10 protein-coding genes are annotated in these 16,692 nt (G+C 66.9%); 9 read left to right on the top strand and 1 reads right to left on the bottom strand.

All coding sequences use genetic code 11. From position 1 onward, the window contains the following. Positions 1-131 precede the first annotated feature (131 nt). From rplJ to ACZ6CV_RS08395, 9 genes are all read left to right on the top strand, one after another. Complete coding sequence (rplJ, locus tag ACZ6CV_RS08435) at positions 132-662, top strand: 50S ribosomal protein L10 (RefSeq protein WP_150216777.1); 531 nt, start codon at positions 132-134, stop codon at positions 660-662. Positions 663-770: 108 nt separating this feature from the next. Next, entirely contained in the window at positions 771-1,154 is a 384-nt protein-coding gene (rplL, locus tag ACZ6CV_RS08430) for a 50S ribosomal protein L7/L12 (protein WP_362363412.1), read from the top strand. A 592-nt stretch (positions 1,155-1,746) separates the two neighbouring features. Further along, a complete protein-coding gene (rpoB, locus tag ACZ6CV_RS08425) occupies positions 1,747-5,232 on the top strand; it encodes a DNA-directed RNA polymerase subunit beta (protein ID WP_355803861.1) in 3,486 nt (1,161 codons plus the stop codon). 124 nt (positions 5,233-5,356) lie between these two features. After that, positions 5,357-9,271 carry a DNA-directed RNA polymerase subunit beta' gene (locus ACZ6CV_RS08420; protein WP_469250105.1) on the top strand — a complete coding sequence of 1,305 codons (3,915 nt, stop codon included), beginning with the start codon at positions 5,357-5,359 and terminating at the stop codon, positions 9,269-9,271. 474 nt (positions 9,272-9,745) lie between these two features. Continuing rightward, the gene (rpsL, locus tag ACZ6CV_RS08415; RefSeq protein WP_003948652.1) at positions 9,746-10,117 is read left to right on the top strand and encodes a 30S ribosomal protein S12; all 372 of its coding nucleotides are present in this window, start codon (positions 9,746-9,748) and stop codon (positions 10,115-10,117) included. A 2-nt stretch (positions 10,118-10,119) separates the two neighbouring features. After that, complete coding sequence (rpsG, locus tag ACZ6CV_RS08410; protein WP_003974303.1) at positions 10,120-10,590, top strand: 30S ribosomal protein S7; 471 nt, start codon at positions 10,120-10,122, stop codon at positions 10,588-10,590. Positions 10,591-10,629: 39 nt separating this feature from the next. Continuing rightward, complete coding sequence (gene fusA / locus ACZ6CV_RS08405; protein ID WP_362363435.1) at positions 10,630-12,756, top strand: elongation factor G; 2,127 nt, start codon at positions 10,630-10,632, stop codon at positions 12,754-12,756. A 142-nt stretch (positions 12,757-12,898) separates the two neighbouring features. Beyond that, positions 12,899-14,092 (top strand): elongation factor Tu, encoded by a 1,194-nt coding sequence (gene tuf / locus ACZ6CV_RS08400; RefSeq protein ID WP_150171078.1) that lies wholly within the window; start codon positions 12,899-12,901, stop codon positions 14,090-14,092. A gap of 160 nt (positions 14,093-14,252) precedes the next feature. After that, positions 14,253-14,774 (top strand): hypothetical protein, encoded by a 522-nt coding sequence (locus tag ACZ6CV_RS08395; protein ID WP_469250104.1) that lies wholly within the window; start codon positions 14,253-14,255, stop codon positions 14,772-14,774. Positions 14,775-14,813: 39 nt separating this feature from the next. Here ACZ6CV_RS08395 and ACZ6CV_RS08390 read toward each other — a convergent pair whose 3' ends face one another. Beyond that, positions 14,814-16,301: an ADP-ribosylglycohydrolase family protein gene (locus tag ACZ6CV_RS08390; RefSeq protein WP_469250103.1), complete on the bottom strand. Its 1,488-nt coding sequence runs from the start codon at positions 16,299-16,301 to the stop codon at positions 14,814-14,816. Positions 16,302-16,692 lie beyond the last annotated feature (391 nt).

The raw sequence follows: 16,692 nt of genomic DNA, 5'->3' as shown, positions 1-16,692 counted from the left end.
GTGACTGTGGAAGTGCTCCCGGACGGGATTCCGTTCGGTCGAGCTCATGCCCCGTGCGCCTGCGCCGGGGCGTTTTGTTTTGTCGGCCCCTTCTGAGCGGTCCTCATCACCCGGAAGGAGGCCGACGCTCTATGCCGACGCCCGACAAGGCTGCCGCGGTAGCCGAGCTCACGGACAAGTTCCGCAGCTCGAACGCCGCCGTGCTGACCGAGTACCGGGGTCTCACCGTGGCCCAGCTCAAGCAGCTGCGCCGTTCCCTCGGTGAAAACTCCGAGTACGCCGTGGTGAAGAACACGCTGACCAAGATCGCGGCCAACGAGGCCGGGATCAACACGCTGGACGACCTGTTCACGGGTCCGACGGCGGTTGCCTTCGTCACCGGTGACCCGGTGGAGTCGGCGAAGGGTCTTCGTGACTTCGCCAAGGACAACCCGAACCTCGTCATCAAGGGCGGTGTCCTTGACGGCAAGGCGCTGTCCGCCGACGAGTTCAAGAAGCTCGCGGACCTCGAGTCCCGCGAGGTTCTGCTCGCCAAGCTGGCGGGCGCCATGAAGGGCAAGCAGTCCCAGGCTGCCGCGCTCTTCCAGGCGCTTCCCTCGAAGTTCGTCCGCACCGCGGAGGCGCTTCGTGCCAAGAAGGCCGAGCAGGGCGGTGCCGAGTAATTCGGCTCGCACATTGACCGCCGCCTGAGGCGACGGTCACAGCGGGCCCAACGTACGCCCGCCTCCATGTACACACGGCACCAGCCGAATTAGTGGAAGGACGCCATCATGGCGAAGCTGTCCCAGGACGACCTGCTCGCGCAGTTCGAAGAGATGTCCCTCATCGAGCTCTCCGAGTTCGTGAAGGCCTTCGAGGAGAAGTTCGACGTCACCGCCGCCGCTCCGGTCGCCGTTGCCGCTGGTGGCGCCGCTGCCGCCCCGGCCGAGGCCGAGGCCGAGCAGGACGAGTTCGACGTCATCCTCACCGGCGCCGGCGAGAAGAAGATCCAGGTCATCAAGGTCGTGCGTGAGCTGACCTCGCTGGGTCTCAAGGAGGCCAAGGACCTCGTCGACGGCACCCCGAAGCCGGTCCTCGAGAAGGTCGCCAAGGACGCCGCTGAGAAGGCCGCCGAGGCCCTCAAGGGCGCCGGCGCCTCCGTCGAGGTCAAGTGACCTCACGAGTCGTCTGACTCTCTTTCCCGTGCCGCGGCGGAAACGCTGTAACGCACGGGCCGCCAAGGGCGATCACCCATGTGGGTGGTCGCCTTTCGGCGTTCCTGGGCCACCCGTGAAGGCTGCCTTGCGATGTCGTTCGCGACGAGTATGGTGATCTTCGTTGTGCCTCGGAACGGCCCGTGACGGTGACGTTCTCAGGGCCAAGTCGGGGCAGGGGGGCCTTGACGAACCGCACGCAGCGCGCAATTCTCAGGACGCGTCGTCACAACGATCCGGATCCGAGGCATGGATCGGCGGCGAAGAGGGCAGTATCGATGTGCGTTGAGGACGTGGCTTGCAGCAGGGGTTGAGAACAACGAGGGTCTCCCAGAACCCGCACTGGACATCAGTGGGCCGTTTGGCTACACTGACCCTTTGCGCTGCCTGTTAGCTGCCTCCTGCCCGTCACCAGGGGCATACCCATACTTGAGCACCGTGGACCGGAACTTCCCTGACCTGGCCAAATGGCTAAATCAGGAAGACCTGTCCCTGTGTCCAGCTTGGGACCGGTACGCGCGTAGTGAGTCCGAGCCCTCGGAAGGACCCCCTCTTGGCCGCCTCGCGCACTGCCTCGACCGCGAATACGAACAACGGCGCAAGCACCGCCCCGCTGCGCATCTCCTTTGCAAAGATCAAGGAGCCCCTCGAGGTTCCGAACCTTCTTGCGCTGCAGACCGAAAGCTTTGACTGGCTGCTCGGCAATGACGCGTGGAAGGCTCGTGTCGAGGCGGCTCTGGACAGCGGACAGGACGTCCCCACCAAGTCCGGTCTGGAGGAGATCTTCGAGGAGATCTCCCCGATCGAGGACTTCTCCGGGTCGATGTCCCTGACGTTCCGCGACCACCGTTTCGAGCCTCCGAAGAACTCGATCGACGAGTGCAAGGAGCGCGACTTCACGTTCGCCGCCCCGCTCTTCGTCACCGCCGAGTTCACCAACAACGAGACCGGTGAGATCAAGTCTCAGACGGTCTTCATGGGCGACTTCCCGCTCATGACGAACAAGGGCACCTTCGTCATCAACGGCACCGAGCGTGTCGTGGTGTCGCAGCTGGTCCGTTCGCCCGGCGTCTACTTCGATTCCTCGATCGACAAGACGTCCGACAAGGACATCTTCTCCGCCAAGATCATCCCGTCCCGGGGTGCCTGGCTGGAGATGGAGATCGACAAGCGCGACATGGTCGGTGTGCGCATCGACCGCAAGCGCAAGCAGTCGGTCACCGTTCTGCTCAAGGCTCTCGGTTGGACGACCGAGCAGATCCTCGAGGAGTTCGGCGAGTACGAGTCCATGCGCGCCACCCTGGAGAAGGACCACACCCAGGGCCAGGACGACGCGCTGCTCGACATCTACCGCAAGCTCCGTCCGGGCGAGCCGCCGACCCGTGAGGCCGCTCAGACGCTGCTCGAGAACCTCTACTTCAACCCCAAGCGCTACGACCTCGCGAAGGTCGGCCGCTACAAGGTCAACAAGAAGCTGGGTGCGGACGCTCCGCTCGACGCGGGCATCCTCACGGTCGAGGACATCATCGCCTCGATCAAGTACCTGGTGAAGCTGCACGCCGGTGAGGTCGAGACCGTCGGCGACAGCGGCACGTCGATCGTCGTCGAGACCGACGACATCGACCACTTCGGCAACCGTCGTCTGCGCAACGTCGGCGAGCTCATCCAGAACCAGGTCCGCACGGGTCTGGCTCGTATGGAGCGCGTCGTCCGCGAGCGCATGACGACCCAGGACGTCGAGGCGATCACGCCGCAGACCCTGATCAACATCCGCCCCGTGGTGGCGTCGATCAAGGAATTCTTCGGCACCTCGCAGCTGTCGCAGTTCATGGACCAGAACAACCCGCTGTCGGGTCTCACCCACAAGCGCCGTCTGTCGGCGCTTGGCCCGGGTGGTCTCTCCCGTGAGCGGGCCGGCTTCGAGGTCCGTGACGTGCACCCGTCCCACTACGGCCGCATGTGCCCGATCGAGACGCCCGAAGGCCCGAACATCGGTCTGATCGGTTCGCTCGCCTCGTACGGCCGCGTCAACGCGTTCGGCTTCGTCGAGACGCCGTACCGCAAGGTCGTCGAGGGCCAGGTCACCGACGACGTCGACTACCTGACGGCCGACGAGGAGGACCGCTTCGTCATCGCGCAGGCCAACGCGCCGCTGACGGAGGACCTCCACTTCGCCGAGGCCCGCGTCCTGATCCGCCGCCGTGGCGGAGAGATCGACTACGTGCCCGGCACGGACGTCGACTACATGGACGTCTCGCCGCGCCAGATGGTGTCGGTCGCGACCGCCATGATCCCGTTCCTCGAGCACGACGACGCCAACCGTGCCCTCATGGGCGCGAACATGATGCGTCAGGCCGTGCCGCTGATCACCGCCGAGGCTCCCCTCGTCGGCACCGGCATGGAGTACCGCTGCGCGGTCGACGCCGGTGACGTGATCAAGGCCGAGAAGGCGGGTGTGGTCCAGGAGGTCTCCGCGGACTACGTCACCGTCACCAACGACGACGGCACGTACACCACGTACCGCATCGCCAAGTTCTCCCGGTCGAACCAGGGCACCTCCGTCAACCAGAAGGTTGTCGTCGACGAGGGCGCCCGCGTGATCGAGGGCCAGGTCCTGGCCGACGGTCCCGCGACCGAAGAGGGCGAGATGGCCCTCGGCAAGAACCTGCTCGTGGCGTTCATGCCCTGGGAGGGTCACAACTACGAGGACGCGATCATCCTGTCGCAGCGCCTCGTGCAGGACGACGTCCTCTCCTCGATCCACATCGAGGAGCACGAGGTCGACGCCCGTGACACCAAGCTGGGCCCGGAGGAGATCACCCGGGACATCCCGAACGTCTCCGAGGAGGTCCTCGCCGACCTCGACGAGCGCGGCATCATCCGTATCGGTGCCGAGGTCGTCGCCGGCGACATCCTCGTCGGCAAGGTCACGCCCAAGGGTGAGACCGAGCTGACGCCGGAGGAGCGCCTGCTCCGCGCGATCTTCGGTGAGAAGGCGCGCGAGGTGCGCGACACCTCCCTGAAGGTGCCGCACGGCGAGATCGGCAAGGTCATCGGCGTCCGCGTCTTCGACCGTGAAGAGGGCGACGAGCTGCCGCCGGGCGTGAACCAGCTGGTTCGTGTCTACGTGGCGCAGAAGCGCAAGATCACGGACGGCGACAAGCTCGCCGGCCGGCACGGCAACAAGGGCGTCATCTCGAAGATCCTGCCCATCGAGGACATGCCGTTCCTCGAGGACGGAACTCCGGTCGACATCATCCTCAACCCGCTGGGTGTGCCGTCCCGAATGAACCCGGGACAGGTCCTGGAGATCCACCTCGGCTGGCTCGCCAGCCGCGGCTGGGACGTCTCCGGCCTCGGTGACGAGTGGGCCCAGCGCCTGCAGGCCATCGGCGCCGACCAGGTCGACCCCGGCACGAACGTCGCCACCCCCGTCTTCGACGGTGCGCGTGAGGACGAGCTCGCCGGTCTGCTCCAGCACACCATCCCGAACCGCGACGGCGAGCGCATGGTGCTCCCGTCCGGCAAGGCGCAGCTGTTCGACGGCCGCTCCGGTGAGCCGTTCCCGGACCCGATCTCGGTCGGGTACATGTACATCCTCAAGCTGCACCACCTGGTCGACGACAAGCTGCACGCGCGGTCGACCGGTCCGTACTCCATGATCACCCAGCAGCCGCTGGGTGGTAAGGCCCAGTTCGGTGGTCAGCGCTTCGGTGAGATGGAGGTGTGGGCGCTCGAGGCGTACGGCGCCGCGTACGCACTCCAGGAGCTCCTGACGATCAAGTCCGACGACGTGACCGGCCGCGTGAAGGTCTACGAGGCCATCGTCAAGGGCGAGAACATCCCCGAGCCCGGCATTCCCGAGTCCTTCAAGGTCCTCATCAAGGAAATGCAGTCGCTCTGCCTCAACGTGGAGGTGCTGTCCTCGGACGGCATGTCCATCGAGATGCGCGACACCGACGAGGACGTCTTCCGTGCGGCGGAGGAGCTCGGTATCGACCTGTCCCGGCGCGAGCCGAGCAGCGTCGAAGAGGTCTGACGGGTCTGGCCGGGACCTCCTCGTGAGGTCCCGGCCCTGCCCCGGACCCGTACAGACCATGATGAAGCGCCTTATTACTCGCTAACGCGAGGGGCACAACCCCGAAAGAGGGATTGACGACAAAGTGCTCGACGTCAACTTCTTCGACGAGCTGCGGATCGGCCTTGCCACCGCGGACGACATCCGACAGTGGTCGCACGGCGAGGTCAAGAAGCCGGAGACCATCAACTACCGCACCCTGAAGCCCGAAAAGGACGGACTCTTCTGCGAGAAGATCTTCGGTCCGACCCGGGACTGGGAGTGCTACTGCGGCAAGTACAAGCGTGTCCGCTTCAAGGGCATCATCTGTGAGCGCTGTGGCGTCGAGGTCACGCGCGCCAAGGTGCGCCGTGAGCGGATGGGCCACATCGAACTGGCCGCCCCCGTCACCCACATCTGGTACTTCAAGGGCGTCCCGTCGCGCCTCGGCTACCTCCTCGACCTCGCCCCGAAGGACCTCGAGAAGGTCATCTACTTCGCGGCGTACATGATCACGTTCGTGGACGAGGAGCGCCGCACCCGCGACCTGCCCTCCCTGGAGGCGCACGTCTCCGTGGAGCGCCAGCAGATCGAGAACCGTCGCGACTCCGACCTGGAGGCCCGCGCCAAGAAGCTCGAGACCGACCTGGCCGAGCTCGAGGCCGAGGGCGCCAAGGCCGACGTGCGCCGCAAGGTGCGCGAAGGTGCCGAGCGCGAGATGAAGCAGCTGCGCGACCGTGCGCAGCGCGAGATCGACCGTCTCGACGAGGTGTGGAACCGCTTCAAGAACCTCAAGGTCCAGGACCTCGAGGGCGACGAGCTGCTCTACCGCGAGCTGCGTGACCGCTTCGGCACGTACTTCGACGGCTCGATGGGCGCCGCCGCGCTGCAGAAGCGCCTGGAGTCCTTCGACCTCGACGAGGAGGCCGAGCGCCTCCGCGAGATCATCCGTACCGGCAAGGGCCAGAAGAAGACCCGTGCGCTCAAGCGCCTCAAGGTCGTCTCCGCGTTCCTGCAGACCAGCAACAGCCCCAAGGGCATGGTGCTCGACTGCGTGCCGGTCATCCCGCCGGACCTGCGTCCGATGGTGCAGCTGGACGGTGGCCGCTTCGCGACCTCCGACCTGAACGACCTGTACCGCCGCGTGATCAACCGCAACAACCGCCTGAAGCGCCTTCTCGACCTCGGTGCGCCCGAGATCATCGTGAACAACGAGAAGCGCATGCTCCAGGAGGCCGTGGACGCCCTCTTCGACAACGGTCGTCGTGGTCGCCCGGTCACCGGTCCCGGCAACCGCCCGCTGAAGTCCCTGAGCGACATGCTCAAGGGCAAGCAGGGTCGTTTCCGTCAGAACCTCCTCGGCAAGCGTGTGGACTACTCCGCGCGTTCCGTGATCGTCGTCGGTCCGCAGCTGAAGCTGCACCAGTGCGGTCTGCCGAAGGCCATGGCGCTGGAGCTCTTCAAGCCGTTCGTGATGAAGCGCCTGGTCGACCTGAACCACGCGCAGAACATCAAGAGCGCCAAGCGGATGGTCGAGCGCGGCCGCACGGTCGTGTACGACGTCCTCGAAGAGGTCATCGCCGAGCACCCGGTTCTGCTGAACCGTGCGCCCACGCTGCACCGCCTCGGCATCCAGGCCTTCGAGCCGCAGCTGGTCGAGGGCAAGGCCATCCAGATCCACCCGCTCGTCTGCACCGCGTTCAACGCGGACTTCGACGGTGACCAGATGGCCGTGCACCTGCCGCTCTCCGCGGAGGCGCAGGCCGAGGCCCGCATCCTGATGCTGTCCTCGAACAACATCCTCAAGCCGGCCGACGGCCGTCCGGTCACGATGCCGACCCAGGACATGGTCCTCGGTCTGTTCTTCCTGACCACCGACGGTGAGCTCCGTGACACCAAGGGCGAGGGCCGCGCGTTCGGCTCCACGGCCGAGGCGATCATGGCGTTCGACGCCGGCGAGCTCGCGCTCCAGTCGACCGTCGACATCCGCTTCCCGGTGGGCACCATCCCGCCGCGCGGCTGGACCCCGCCGGTCTCCGAGGAGGGCGACGAGGGCGTCGAGGAGCGGCCGTACCAGCAGGGCGACAGCTTCCGGCTGCGTACGTCGCTGGGCCGCGCGCTCTTCAACGAGCTGCTGCCCGAGGACTACCCCTTCGTCGACTACTCGGTCGGCAAGAAGCAGCTCTCCGAGATCGTCAACGACCTCGCCGAGCGCTACCCCAAGGTCATCGTGGCGGCGACGCTCGACAACCTGAAGGCGGCGGGCTTCTACTGGGCGACCCGTTCCGGCGTCACCGTGGCCATCTCCGACGTCGTGGTCCCCGAGGCCAAGAAGGAGATCGTCGCGGGCTACGAGGCCCAGGACGAGAAGGTCCAGAAGCAGTACGAGCGCGGTCTGATCACCAAGGACGAGCGCACGCAGGAGCTCATCGCGATCTGGACCAAGGCGACCAACGAGGTCGCCGAGGCGATGAACGCGAACTTCCCGAAGACGAACCCCATCTTCATGATGGTCGACTCGGGTGCCCGAGGAAACATGATGCAGATGCGTCAGATCGCGGGTATGCGTGGTCTGGTGTCGAACGCGAAGAACGAGACCATCCCGCGTCCCATCAAGGCCTCGTTCCGCGAGGGCCTCACGGTCCTCGAGTACTTCATCTCCACGCACGGTGCCCGTAAGGGTCTGGCGGACACGGCTCTGCGTACCGCCGACTCCGGTTACCTCACCCGTCGTCTGGTCGACGTCTCGCAGGACGTCATCATTCGCGAGGAGGACTGTGGCACCGAGCGCGGTCTGAAGCTGAAGATCGCGGTCAAGGGCGAGGACGGTGTCCTGCGCAAGACGGAGAACGTCGAGACCTCGGTGTACGCCCGCATGCTGGCCGAGGACGTCGTCATCGACGGCAAGGTCATCGCGCCGGCCAACGTCGACCTCGGTGACGTCCTCATCGACGCCCTGGTCGCCAACGGCGTCGAGGAGGTCAAGACCCGCTCGGTCCTGACCTGTGAGTCCGCGGTCGGCACCTGTGCCTTCTGCTACGGCCGCTCGCTCGCCACCGGCAAGCTGGTCGACATCGGTGAGGCGGTCGGCATCATCGCCGCCCAGTCCATCGGTGAGCCCGGTACCCAGCTGACGATGCGTACCTTCCACACCGGTGGTGTGGCCGGTGACGACATCACCCAGGGTCTGCCCCGTGTCGTCGAGCTCTTCGAGGCTCGTACGCCGAAGGGTGTCGCCCCGATCTCCGAGGCCGCGGGCCGTGTCCGCATCGAGGAGACCGAGAAGACGAAGAAGCTCGTCGTGACCCCGGACGACGGCAGCGACGAGACGGCGTTCCCGATCTCGAAGCGCGCCAAGGTCCTGGTCCGCGAGGGCGACCACGTCGAGGTGGGCCAGAAGCTCACCTTCGGTGCCACCAACCCGCACGACGTGCTGCGGATCCTCGGTCAGCGCGCGGTCCAGGTCCACCTGGTCGGCGAGGTCCAGAAGGTCTACAACTCGCAGGGTGTGTCGATCCACGACAAGCACATCGAGATCATCATCCGGCAGATGCTGCGCCGCGTGACGATCATCGAGTCCGGCGACGCGGAGCTGCTGCCGGGCGAGCTCGTCGAGCGCTCGAAGTTCGAGACCGAGAACCGTCGTGTGGTCACGGAAGGCGGCCACCCGGCCTCCGGCCGTCCGCAGCTGATGGGTATCACCAAGGCCTCGCTGGCGACGGAATCCTGGCTGTCGGCCGCCTCCTTCCAGGAGACGACCCGAGTCCTGACGGATGCGGCGATCAACGCCAAGTCCGACAGCCTCATCGGCCTCAAGGAGAACGTCATCATCGGTAAGCTCATCCCGGCCGGTACGGGTCTGTCCCGCTACCGCAACATCCGGGTCGAGCCCACCGAAGAGGCCAAGGCCGCGATGTACTCGGCCGTCGGCTACGACGACATCGACTACTCCCCGTTCGGCACGGGCTCCGGCCAGGCCGTTCCGCTGGAGGACTACGACTACGGGCCGTACAACCAGTAAGGCCTACGTCTGTTGAAGGGCGGCCATCCCGGTTCTCCGGGGTGGCCGCCCTTCGGCGTTCTCCTTGGTTGCGACCCGGTGCGGCGGCGGGTGAAGTGCGCCGTACGGGACGGCGCGGCCCGTACGCGGGCGTACGGGCATCCGTCGGCCCCGGGGGACCGCCGCGCCTCCGTCGGCCGCTCACGGGCTATGGGGCGGTCGTCCGTGATCCGGCCAGATGCCCGGCGTGTCGCCCCCCATCGCATTTGTTTTGACCAGACTCGATGAGGTAGGTACGCTCAGACCTTGTGCCTGGGGTGTGCCTGGGCTCGTGCGCGTGTCTTCAACCGCATCGCGAGTCCGTCAACGGCCACCGTAATCTGCGCCCCTTTCCGCCTTGCGGCGGGAGTCTGCAGCATTCGACACACCCGACCGCGTGGGTCGGCGATGTTCCGGGTTAGCTTTACTATTCGGCACACAGAAACCGGAGAAGTAGTGCCTACGATCCAGCAGCTGGTCCGCAAGGGCCGGCAGGACAAGGTCGAGAAGAACAAGACGCCCGCACTCGAGGGTTCGCCCCAGCGCCGTGGCGTCTGCACGCGTGTGTTCACGACCACCCCGAAGAAGCCGAACTCGGCCCTCCGTAAGGTCGCGCGTGTGCGTCTGACCTCTGGGATCGAGGTCACGGCCTACATTCCGGGTGAGGGACACAACCTGCAGGAGCACTCCATCGTGCTCGTGCGTGGTGGCCGTGTGAAGGACCTGCCTGGTGTTCGCTACAAGATCATCCGCGGTTCCCTCGACACCCAGGGTGTCAAGAACCGCAAGCAGGCCCGCAGCCGCTACGGCGCCAAGAAGGAGAAGTAAGAATGCCTCGTAAGGGCCCCGCCCCGAAGCGCCCGGTCATCATCGACCCGGTCTACGGTTCTCCTCTGGTGACCTCCCTCATCAACAAGGTGCTGCTGAACGGCAAGCGCTCCACCGCCGAGCGCATCGTGTACGGCGCCATGGAGGGCCTGCGCGAGAAGACCGGCAACGACCCGGTCATCACGCTGAAGCGCGCGCTGGAAAACATCAAGCCGACCCTCGAGGTCAAGTCCCGCCGTGTCGGTGGCGCGACCTACCAGGTCCCGATCGAGGTCAAGCCGGGCCGTGCGAACACGCTCGCCCTGCGCTGGCTGGTCGGTTACTCCCGCGCCCGTCGCGAGAAGACCATGACCGAGCGTCTGCTCAACGAGCTCCTCGACGCCTCCAACGGCCTCGGTGCCGCTGTGAAGAAGCGCGAGGACACCCACAAGATGGCCGAGTCCAACAAGGCCTTCGCGCACTACCGCTGGTAGTCGCTACCCACATCGAGACCGAGAGAAGACTGAGCCGACATGGCTACCACTTCACTTGACCTGGCCAAGGTGCGCAACATCGGCATCATGGCCCACATCGACGCGGGCAAGACGACGACCACCGAGCGGATCCTGTTCTACACCGGTGTCTCGTACAAGATCGGTGAGGTCCACGACGGCGCCGCGACGATGGACTGGATGGAGCAGGAGCAGGAGCGTGGCATCACGATCACCTCTGCTGCCACCACCTGTCACTGGCCGCTGAACGACGTCGATCACACCATCAACATCATCGACACCCCGGGCCACGTCGACTTCACCGTCGAGGTGGAGCGTTCGCTCCGCGTGCTCGACGGTGCCGTGACGGTGTTCGACGGCGTCGCCGGCGTTGAGCCCCAGTCCGAGACCGTGTGGCGTCAGGCGGACCGCTACGGCGTCCCGCGCATCTGCTTCGTCAACAAGCTCGACCGCACCGGTGCCGAGTTCCACCGCTGTGTCGACATGATCGTCGACCGCCTCGGTGCGACCCCGCTCGTCATGCAGCTGCCCATCGGCGCAGAAGCTGACTTCAAGGGCGTCGTCGACCTCGTCACCATGAAGGCCTTCGTCTGGTCCGCCGAGACCAAGATGGGCGAGGCCTACGACATCGTCGACATCCCCGACACGCACACCGAGGCTGCCGAGGAGTACCGCGGCAAGCTGCTCGAGGCCGTCGCGGAGAACGACGAAGAGATGATGGAGCTGTACCTCGAGGGCCAGGAGCCCTCGGTGGACCAGCTGTACGCGGCGATCCGTCGCATCACCATCGCCTCCGGCAAGGGCGGCGACACCACCGTCACCCCCGTCTTCTGCGGTACCGCGTTCAAGAACAAGGGCGTCCAGCCCCTGCTCGACGCGGTCGTGCGCTACCTGCCGTCCCCCCTGGACGTCGAGGCCATCGAGGGCCACGACGTGAAGGACCCGGAGACGGTCATCAAGCGCAAGCCGTCCGACGACGAGCCGCTGTCGGCCCTCGCGTTCAAGATCGCGAGCGACCCGCACCTCGGCAAGCTCACCTTCGTCCGGATCTACTCCGGTCGCCTGGACTCCGGCACCGCGGTGCTGAACTCCGTCAAGGGCAAGAAGGAGCGCATCGGCAAGATCTACCGCATGCACGCGAACAAGCGTGAGGAGATCGAGTCGGTGGGCGCCGGTGACATCGTCGCCGTCATGGGCCTGAAGCAGACCACCACGGGTGAGACGCTCAGTGACGACAAGCAGCCGGTGATCCTGGAGTCCATGGACTTCCCGGCGCCGGTCATCGAGGTCGCCATCGAGCCGAAGTCCAAGGGTGACCAGGAGAAGCTGGGTGTCGCCATCCAGCGTCTCTCGGAGGAGGACCCCTCCTTCCGCGTTCACTCGGACGAGGAGACCGGCCAGACCATCATCGGTGGTATGGGCGAGCTTCACCTCGAGGTGCTCGTCGACCGCATGAAGCGCGAATTCCGCGTCGAGGCGAACGTCGGCAAGCCGCAGGTGGCGTACCGCGAGACGATCCGCAAGGCCGTCGAGCGCGTCGACTTCACCCACAAGAAGCAGACCGGTGGTACCGGTCAGTTCGCGAAGGTGCAGATCGCCGTCGAGCCCATCGAGGGCGGCGACGCGTCGTACGAGTTCGTGAACAAGGTCACCGGTGGCCGCATCCCCAAGGAGTACATCCCCTCGGTGGACGCGGGTGCTCAGGAGGCCATGCAGTTCGGCATCCTGGCCGGCTACGAGATGACGGGCGTCCGCGTCACGCTCATCGACGGCGCCTACCACGAGGTCGACTCCTCGGAGCTCGCCTTCAAGATCGCCGGTTCGCAGGCCTTCAAGGAGGCCGCGCGCAAGGCCAGCCCCGTGCTGCTCGAGCCGATGATGGCCGTCGAGGTCACCACGCCCGAGGACTACATGGGCGATGTCATCGGTGACATCAACTCCCGCCGTGGCCAGATCCAGGCCATGGAGGAGCGCAGCGGCGCTCGCGTCGTGAAGGGCCTCGTGCCCCTCTCGGAGATGTTCGGCTACGTCGGAGACCTCCGCAGCAAGACGTCGGGTCGCGCAAGCTACTCAATGCAGTTCGACTCCTACGCCGAGGTTCCGCGGAACGTCGCCGAGGAGATCATCGCGAAGGCCAAGGGCGAGTAACTCACCCGAGTTCACGCTTTAGGCTTGACACCATCCGTCGGGGTTCGACCCCAAAGGCAAGAACCCCGGCGGCTGGCTTCCCAGCAAAGATCACCTGGCGCCGATGAAGCAAGGCGTACAGAACCACTCCCAGGAGGACCCAGTGGCGAAGGCGAAGTTCGAGCGGACTAAGCCGCACGTCAACATCGGCACCATCGGTCACATTGACCACGGTAAGACGACCCTCACGGCCGCCATTACCAAGGTGCTGCACGACGCGTACCCCGACCTGAACGAGGCCTCGGCCTTCGACCAGATCGACAAGGCTCCCGAGGAGCGCCAGCGCGGTATCACGATCTCGATCGCGCACGTCGAGTACCAGACCGAGGCGCGTCACTACGCCCACGTCGACTGCCCCGGTCACGCGGACTACATCAAGAACATGATCACGGGTGCCGCGCAGATGGACGGCGCCATCCTCGTGGTCGCCGCCACCGACGGCCCGATGCCGCAGACCAAGGAGCACGTGCTCCTGGCCCGCCAGGTCGGCGTTCCGTACATCGTTGTCGCCCTGAACAAGGCCGACATGGTGGACGACGAGGAGATCCTGGAGCTCGTCGAGCTCGAGGTCCGTGAGCTCCTCTCCGAGTACGAGTTCCCGGGCGACGACCTGCCGGTCGTCAAGGTCTCCGCTCTGAAGGCCCTTGAGGGCGACAAGGAGTGGGGCAACACCGTCCTCGAGCTCATGAAGGCCGTGGACGAGTCCATCCCGGAGCCCGAGCGCGACGTCGACAAGCCGTTCCTGATGCCGATCGAGGACGTCTTCACGATCACCGGTCGTGGCACCGTCGTCACCGGTCGCATCGAGCGTGGTGTCCTCAAGGTCAACGAGACCGTCGACATCATCGGCATCAAGACCGAGAAGACCACCACCACGGTCACCGGCATCGAGATGTTCCGCAAGCTGCTCGACGAGGGCCAGGCCGGTGAGAACGTCGGTCTGCTCCTCCGTGGCATCAAGCGCGAGGACGTCGAGCGCGGCCAGGTCATCATCAAGCCCGGTTCGGTCACGCCGCACACCGAGTTCGAGGCCCAGGCCTACATCCTGTCGAAGGACGAGGGTGGCCGTCACACCCCGTTCTTCAACAACTACCGCCCGCAGTTCTACTTCCGCACGACGGACGTGACCGGCGTCGTGACCCTCCCCGAGGGCACCGAGATGGTCATGCCGGGTGACAACACGGAGATGTCCGTGGAGCTCATCCAGCCCGTCGCCATGGAAGAGGGCCTGAAGTTCGCCATCCGTGAGGGTGGCCGGACCGTCGGCGCCGGCCAGGTCACCAAGATCAACAAGTAAGTCCGCTTACTTGCTGGGCTTGACGCCTGGTAGCTCCTGCGAGCTCTGAGAGGGCCCGTACGACTTCGGTCGTACGGGCCCTTTCGCGTGCGCGGCGGCTGCGTGCGGGGGCTGTCCGGGGGCGCCGATATGGTGCGGGTGGGGATGAGGGGGAGGGCCGTTGCGGACCAGAACGAGGACCACGTGGGGCGCCGGCGTCGTCGCGGCACTGGCCGTCGGACTGCTCGCCGCCGGGTGTTCCGTCCCGGACGCGGGGGACGGGCAGGCCACTGAGGGGCGTGACTGGCATTGGGATCCCGAGGCGGGGCCTGATGAAGCGGCCGCGTTCATGGAGGTGGCGGTGCCCGAGGGGGCTACCGGGGTCAAAGGGGCCGTGCAGGTCAATCCGCAGGAGGATCAGTACGTCCTGACCTTCGTGACCAGCGAGAAGGCGGCCGAGGAGCTTGCGGCATCCCTGCACTCAGAGGAGCCCCTCACGGCACGGAAGAACGAGATCAAACCCTGGTCCGTGCTGCTCGAACACCTGGGACTGGCCAAGCCATACGCCCTGAAGGGAGCGCGCTGGGCAGGAGTCTGTCCCCCGTGCGTGTCGGATCCCCGGCGCAAGAAGGTTCAGTGGATCGAGATTTACGTCCGGGGGCTCAAGGGTGATCGGGCGCGCGTGTACCTTTCGGCGTTCTGACGGCTGCCGTCCGCCTCGGGGGCCGGCTCCGGCTCAGGATCAGTCCCGGTCCCACGCCTCCCCCAGCCACGTCAGCCGGTTCCCGTACTCCACCGTCTCCGTCCACTCCGGTGGCCAGTCCTGTGCGCCCCGGTGTGCCCCTGCCAGCGCGCCCGCCAGGGCTGCCGTCGCCGCCGAGGCGCCGGAGGTGTGTGACGCGCGGCGCAACGTGTCGCGGGGGTGGGCGGCCGTCGTGAGGAAGGCGTAGAGGGCGCCGGCCAGCACGTCGTCGGCGGTCCACGCCGAGCCCACGGCCCTGCCGGGGTCGCGGGAGACGTCGTCCGTGCTCAGCGCCGTCTCCACCGCGGACAGGGCCGACACGCACTCGTCCCACCCCATCGCGATGAACGCCGCCGCGTCGGTACGGGACGCCAGGTCGCCCAGCCAGTCGGCGCGGTAGACGTACCGTGACGTCTCCGCGTGAACGCGCAGCTCCGTCAGCAGGTCGGCGGGCGCGCAGCGGTGCCGCAGGAGGTCCACCGCGTGGGACGCCAGGTCGCTCGCCGCCAAGGCGGTGGGATGGCCGTGGGTGAGGGCCGCCTGGAGCTGGGCGATCCCCGAGCGCTGGTCGGCGCTCAGGTACGGCGCCAGGCCCACCACGGCCGCCCGTGCCACCGTCGCGCACCCCTTCGACCCCGCGGCGGTCGCCTGCTGCCACGGCACCGGTCTCCCCAGCGCCTCGCACGCGTCCAGCGTCGTACGGCCGGGGGCGCGGTCGTTGTGGGGGGAGTGGCGCCAGGCCACCAGGTGCGTGCGCAGCGCCGTCGTGACGGCCGCCGGGGTCAGCCAGGGCGGGGCCGGCAGGGCGCCCCGTACCGTCAGAGCCCGCCGCGCCTCCGCCTCCGGCAGGGGAGCCGCCACCGCCACCCCCGCGAGCGCCTCGCCCACGGCCAGGGAGAGCTGGGTCTGGTCGGAGACGCGGACCGTGCCGTCGGCGGACAGGGGGAGCTCCATCGCCTCCCAGGAGCCGTACACGGCACTCACGTCGTCCAGGGGCAGCGTGGCGAGCGGGCGGCCCATCGCGTCGCCGATCGCCAGGCCGAAGAGGGCTCCGCGGGCCGAGCGCCACCGGGGGGCCCGGAACGGCTGGTCCGCCAGGGCGTACAGGGACGCCAGGTCGGGGGCCGTGGTGAGCGAGCCGGGCACCGCGGCGGGGGAGCCCGCCACCTCGGTGAGGACCGCCGTCGGGGGCACCCCGCGCGCCTTGCCCTCGCGCAGCCGGGTCAGCCAGCGGCTGTCGTTGACGGCGCGCTGGTCCGCGTCCCTGCGGACGATCCATCCGGCCGCGTCGTCCTCGTCGCAGGCCCACACGTACGTGGTGACCGTGCCCCGCTCGTCGGCCACGGCGACGTACCGCACCGGGCGCGCGGTCCTCCCTGCGTACTCTTCTGGGCCGCTGACCAGCGAGAACGCCATGTCGTCGGCGAAGCGCGGATTGATGTGCTTCCGTGGGACGAAGCGCGGGCCGTGCGGGGTCGCATCACTCATCCCGCCCACCTTGCCCCAACGGAGTTCCGGCGCGCCCACCGCACTCCGGGTTTGATCTCCGTCACCCAACGGGTACGATCTCCGGCTCGATTGGCACCCGGCATGCCCCGTATGGCAGACTGTCGGGGTTGCTCGGTTGAGTGCCGATGCTGCGCGCCTCCCGCCGGGAGGACCGGAAGCGAGTCCCACAGTACTCGTCGCCCCATCTGTCGAAGGGTCCGCAAGGATTCGCAGGCAGCGCTGAGGCGGACGTACGGGAATCTTTCGGGAAGTGCGGTGCGGTCGCCCGACCAGGCGCCCGGTGGGTTTCTTCCCCCGGACCCGCGGTCAGCTGGGCCGCAGCCCCTGTGCAGGGATTCTCCTTCGGGAGAACCGTGTGGGCGGGACTGCG

The sequence above is a fragment of the Streptomyces sp. NPDC041713 genome (genome assembly GCF_055591085.1).
Note: the sequence above shows the minus strand (reverse complement) of the source record. Positions and strands in the feature narration are given on the sequence as shown.